Here is a 5,108-nt window from a genome sequence, read left to right as displayed (position 1 = left end):
TCCCCGACGATTAGAAGATTAGAAGGGTGGTAAGGTTCATCTTCCTTTTTTTGCGTTGGGGTCTGGCATCAAAATCGCCCCTCGCATAGACCGCCGCACAGGAAGAGCGGTTTTGCGTATTTTCTATATCACTCTTTACCGGCATTCTTCACCTCCCTAACCTTACCTGTGGTGGTACCGTTATCGTTGTACCAACCGGTATTGTTTTGTTCGGTACGCAGTTCAAGCACCAGACGATTTAGACGTAACCTAAACCGCTGACTGACACCATGAACTACCATGATGTCGTTAACTGAACGTAGGTTCGCCAGTGTTTCCGTGCCGTCAGGCAGCACTTGATAGATGACGGGGCGCGGTGCATTGGTTGGGAAGCGCAAGCAAGTGAAAGTGCCGTTATCCCAAATTTCATAGGGCGACAACGACATATCCCCTCGTTTTTGATAATTACGGTTGATTCTCCCTTCGCAGGGATTTTTATTCCTTTGACGGCCTTTAAAAGGCGATTCTTCGGGTTTTGGCGGCACAGGATAATTAAAACGCAGCAAGTAAGTCATGGCCGCCGGATTGTCGGTTAGTTTCAACTCAACAATATAGGTATGTTTGTTGGTATTAATAATGACATTGGTGTTGGCGTCAGTGGCGTTAATGTCCGGCTTGACGACAACCATATTGCCATCCTGATTAGCACCAATCACCCAGGCACCGGGATTGCCCGTGGCAATCAACCCACTCCCTCGATTTACCGTTTCTCCCGGGGGAAATTGAATCGTTGATGTCCGGTTCTTCATGGTGCTTAGCCGGTAAACATTATCAGGGCTGTAAAGCGCGGTTCGAATACGTTTATCCAGTGAAGCGCCCTTTCCCACTGTTTCAGCGTCTACACCAGAAGAAAAAACAGCGCAAATCAACGTGGCTGCCATCCATTTTTTCATTTCGTTATCCCCCTTTAACTTCCTGCGTTTTTGAGTAAGCATGAACGCCGAATTCCATGGGATTAAGCCACCGGTCTTCCTGCGTCACCGAGGGATTGTTGTAATCAAAAGAGACGGTTGCCAACCAGTGTGTGATTTGGCTTTGCGGATCAGGATTCCCATTGCGATCAAGAATGGTTTTAGTGAAACGTACCTGATAAGTTTTAATGTTTTTATCTGCCTGCAATTCCTTGCCGCGTGCCGCACGCAGGGGCACAACGTTGTTGATTTTCGTCCTGATTTGCAGATTTTTACCCAGTACTTCGGTATAACCTTTACTGGAAAGCTGGAAGTTTTTGTATTCCGTAAACGGTTCGCTATGAGACAGGAGTTTAATCAGCGCATAATTTGAAGTTTGCGAACTCCAGTTGTAGGACTCATAGGTGCGAACGTAGGTTGCCAGCCAATATTCATCCTGCACCTGCTCCGGTTTTTTCCCCGCCGTCAGGGGAGCGACAATATCGGTATAACCCGAATTGTTATCCACCCGAACCAAATACGGCGCGACGGTTTTAAGGGGAGTCAGCCCCAGCACGGCACCCATAGACATAAACGCCAGCACACCAAAGAAAATCGACAAATACCGACTGTTACGGGCTTGACGGCGATACCCCTCCGCCACGTTTTTTTCGAACCATTTTGCGGCGTGCGTATACGCCTGGACAGCCTGACCGATCTCCTTTTCTTTGCCGGAGAGCCCTTCATCGCCATAAATGATTTTCTTTTCCTGAGTAATAACCTGTTTTTTATCTTTGCGGCTCAGCATGCTCACCCCCTGGATAAGTAACAAATGAAGCCCGTTGATTGACATACTGCCATTGACCGGAGGGCTCAGAGGAGGGAGATAATGAACAGCACCCTGAAAGCAGCGCAGCGCAAACAAGCCCACTCAATAAGAGTTTGCAATTCATAATAAAGACCTAGAAATGAATGTTGTTTTGACAGTGAAAAAGAGGATGGAGCAAGTGACAGGGAGGGTTAACCAATACTATTTCTATTCCTGAATTTATTAACACCTTTCATAATACTTTTACCCGTAGCTTTACTCATATTGCCCGCCGCTCTTAATCCCGACCCTCGTCCCACTATGCCCCCGACACTACTCACACCACCAGAAGGTGCTCCCCCCATAATGGATGCAGCATAATTAGGGAGTTCGGTAGCTAACAGGGTAAATGCACTAAAATAAAGAAGTATGGAGAAACAACTTAATATATCAGTATCTATTTTCCCATTATTTATTATTACACTATTAATAAAATTAAATTCAATCGCTAATACTACCCCAAATAATATTTGCGTTAGCATAAAGCCACCGATGACTGACAGCCAACCCCAAAACCATTGACGTGTTTGATCAAATAACGAGAAAGCAATAAAAACAGGTCCAACAACAAGAATGATTGATGTGGCCGCCTTTAAGGTAATAAGTGTGCCAACCACAACCATTATAAAAGGTATGCCCCCCAAGAGAAAAAACAAGAGAGCCAAAAAACCAAGCCACATCGCAGCAGCCTCGTCCCAAATACTGAACTTTATCGCCCCTATCGTGTTTTGTAAGGCGGTGAAAAAGGTTGAGATCACTGTATCAACTTGATTAGACTGCGCTAATCCCGAAGAAGAAAGTGTTTGCGCCATCCAGTTAGGCAGCCCGTTAACCACGGGTACAACCGTATCAATATACCAGCTAATATTAAAAGCAAAATAAATAATAAACGATGCTTTCCCAATGGTTAAAAGCAAATCCTGAAATGCCATATCCAAACCCTGAAAAAGCCAGTAAATACTTTTCATGGTTAAGTGAATAAGCCAGCAGGTTCCGAATATTACGCCGGTAGCAGTCATAACGTTAGCCGTACCGGTAGCAATGGTGCTTTTTAACCCTTCGTCGATAGCCTGATATAGTGTTTGTGCAATATGCACATCCATATCATCTCCTTATTCAGACAGGATTAATCTTGTTTTTTAAACTCTGCGTTATCAAAGCTAATGACACCATCATTTAGCCTCATGGTTTTCCCAAAACGATCCATCACAGTCAGAACATTGTCTGATTTTGCTGTCGCTTCTAATTTTTTTAGTTTGTAATCTGCCAACCCAAGAGCGTAATACTCATTTTTATCAATATGAAAAACACCATTATCATAGGTAATTTTCATATCCGTTGGGTGTTCATTGTTTGTTATTTCCACCCAATGCCCAACAAACGCTTTGCCTTTATCTTTGCACCCTGTCAGTAACAATGCCAGCGCGAGCAAAACCATTCTTGCCATCCCTGCTTTTCGATATTGCATAGTGAGTCCTCTTTTTGTTGTGGCCAGTCCTGAAACACCATTAAATAAATACTTCACAGCGCACGTTAAAACGCGCGGATAGAGATCTAATATGATCGATAGTTAATGAGCGCTTGCCACTCAGTATTTGACTAACCAACGACCTCGAACCTATCTCATTCTTTAAATCAGTTTGTTTTAAATTATATTGATCCATTAATACCCGTAGCGCTGCCACTCCAGTGGACATCCCTTCAAGTGCCTTATTAAATTCATAAAATTGTTCGTTATGTTCTTCATATTCCGCGATCTTGACAGCCAAAATATCAATTAGAGGATTTTCATCATCATTTTCAATAAGATAATCGACTAATTCAAGCGCCGCTTTATAATCTGATTGAGAATGACTTCCCCCCCAATAGTGGAACGGCTGTCACCAAATTGTTCTTACATGAGCATAGGTACGAATTTTCTCGTCCTTGGTTACGAGTGGTACTGCCAGCTTACGTGCAGTCGCTACAATCATACGGTCTGCTGGGTCTTTATGAAATTCACCAGGAAGCTCAACAGATTTTGTCGCTACCTCTGTGTCTACCGGCACAAAGCGCACCGCATCGATTTGTGAGACTGTCGCAAGCCAACTATCTACGTCCATCGACAGCAGCAATCTCTCGCGCTGGACTAACATTGCAATTTCCCAGGCCGATATGCTGGATATAATGATCTCACCTTTGGCCTGTTCTTCTTCAATTGCCGCCTTTGCTGTTACGCTTAGCATTGAATCGTCTGCTACCCACCAAACCAACACATGCGTGTCCAAAACGATCATTGAGCTGCTTCCCAATCATCCGCTGAAATAGGAGCGGTGGGGTTAACATAACTAACGACGGATCCACGTAATACCTCAAGCGGGTTGCGAACGATATTCTGGTAAGGACGTATTTCCAGCGCAGGTTTACCGTGATCAGTCACGATAAGACTTGCACCTGATGCTTCAATTTGACGGAAATACTCAAGCGCTTTCGATTTGAATTCGGATTTTGATACTTGATTGACGTTCATAATATTCTTATAGTCATATTCCTATAGTCATGATACTGACATAATGCGACGATTATTACAAATTATGTTGGAGTTTGAGGGTCAATGGAGCAAATATCTGATCAAACTAGTCATATTTGGGAAGATCAGGCCGCTTGCCAAGCATGTAATCGGTGAAATCCTGTGCTCGCTTGCGATCTGCTAGTTTTTCTTTTTCTGCTGCCAGTTCCTTAATGTTCTGCAACCGGATCTGCTGGGTCTGGAGTTCCAACATTTCTTGCTGATAACGCAACGCTAAATCTTGTTTCTCCTGCGGTGTTTGCACCAGATTCAACTTCTCACGCAATTTTTTAGCATTCACTACCCGCTTGTCACTGGCAAGTTTTTCATCCTCCAGCATTCCCGCCTTCATTAAGAGTTTGTCGAACGCCTGTTGTACCTTTTGATCGTTCGAAGTTAATCCATATCGCTGGCGTAACTCGGGCAGGCGCTGGGTATCGCTGTAAATCTGCTCCCAGTCTCCCATCGGGATAAGGGCATTAACCAAAGGGTCGTTAAGAAAGTCTCCCAATTTCGAATTCCCTTCAATCAATCCTTGGTAATGCTCATACTGACTTTTGGCCTGAGCAATCGCTTCTTTAGCCTTATTCAACTGCGCGACTGCTTCCCTAGCCTGTTGCTTGGCGTAGGCGTTTTGCTGTGCCAATCCTTCCGGGCTGATTGTCGGTACACCGGCCTGGCTCCCCGGCGTAAATAGACACATTCCTGCTACCAGAATAGTCGCCATCGTCGTTTTTCTCAGTTTTGCTAAATCGGTCATTTC

At 44.4% G+C, this 5,108-nt stretch carries 7 protein-coding genes and 1 pseudogene; all 8 read right to left on the bottom strand.

The window, feature by feature from the left end; translation table 11 throughout:
• Window positions 1-128 precede the first annotated feature (128 nt).
• Window positions 129-932, bottom strand: a complete 804-nt coding sequence (locus tag REG_RS08585) for a TrbG/VirB9 family P-type conjugative transfer protein (protein WP_039908294.1) — start codon at window positions 930-932, stop codon at window positions 129-131.
• A 4-nt stretch (window positions 933-936) separates the two neighbouring features.
• Window positions 937-1,854, bottom strand: coding sequence for a virB8 family protein (locus tag REG_RS08580; protein ID WP_260200255.1), 918 nt, complete (start codon window positions 1,852-1,854; stop codon window positions 937-939).
• A gap of 95 nt (window positions 1,855-1,949) precedes the next feature.
• Complete coding sequence (locus REG_RS08575; protein WP_006705276.1) at window positions 1,950-2,900, bottom strand: type IV secretion system protein; 951 nt, start codon at window positions 2,898-2,900, stop codon at window positions 1,950-1,952.
• A gap of 23 nt (window positions 2,901-2,923) precedes the next feature.
• On the bottom strand, window positions 2,924-3,265 hold the full coding sequence (locus REG_RS08570; RefSeq protein WP_039908292.1) for a hypothetical protein: 342 nt from the start codon (window positions 3,263-3,265) through the stop codon (window positions 2,924-2,926).
• 40 nt (window positions 3,266-3,305) lie between these two features.
• Window positions 3,306-3,684, bottom strand: a pseudogene (locus REG_RS14525) (helix-turn-helix domain-containing protein).
• Window positions 3,678-4,073, bottom strand: coding sequence for a type II toxin-antitoxin system VapC family toxin (locus REG_RS08560; protein WP_006705833.1), 396 nt, complete (start codon window positions 4,071-4,073; stop codon window positions 3,678-3,680). The pseudogene REG_RS14525 and the gene REG_RS08560 overlap by 7 nt, the downstream one beginning before the upstream one ends.
• A complete protein-coding gene (locus REG_RS08555; protein WP_006705272.1) occupies window positions 4,070-4,306 on the bottom strand; it encodes a type II toxin-antitoxin system Phd/YefM family antitoxin in 237 nt (78 codons plus the stop codon). The genes REG_RS08560 and REG_RS08555 overlap by 4 nt, the downstream gene beginning before the upstream one ends.
• A gap of 106 nt (window positions 4,307-4,412) precedes the next feature.
• Window positions 4,413-5,108, bottom strand: a 696-nt coding sequence (locus REG_RS08550; RefSeq protein ID WP_260200254.1) for a type IV secretion system protein, incomplete at its 5' end; no start/stop codon positions are given.

It is taken from the genome of Candidatus Regiella insecticola LSR1, assembly GCF_000143625.1.
Taxonomy (GTDB): Bacteria; Pseudomonadota; Gammaproteobacteria; order Enterobacterales; family Enterobacteriaceae; genus Regiella; species Regiella insecticola.
Note: the sequence above shows the minus strand (reverse complement) of the source record. Positions and strands in the feature narration are given on the sequence as shown.

Coding starts and splice junctions, on each gene's coding strand:
- REG_RS08585 (WP_039908294.1), bottom strand. CDS start 932: ATGAAAAAATGGATGGCAGCCACGTTGATTTGCGCTGTTTTTTCTTCT.
- REG_RS08575 (WP_006705276.1), bottom strand. CDS start 2,900: ATGGATGTGCATATTGCACAAACACTATATCAGGCTATCGACGAAGGG.
- REG_RS08570 (WP_039908292.1), bottom strand. CDS start 3,265: ATGCAATATCGAAAAGCAGGGATGGCAAGAATGGTTTTGCTCGCGCTG.
- REG_RS08560 (WP_006705833.1), bottom strand. CDS start 4,073: ATGATCGTTTTGGACACGCATGTGTTGGTTTGGTGGGTAGCAGACGAT.
- REG_RS08555 (WP_006705272.1), bottom strand. CDS start 4,306: ATGAACGTCAATCAAGTATCAAAATCCGAATTCAAATCGAAAGCGCTT.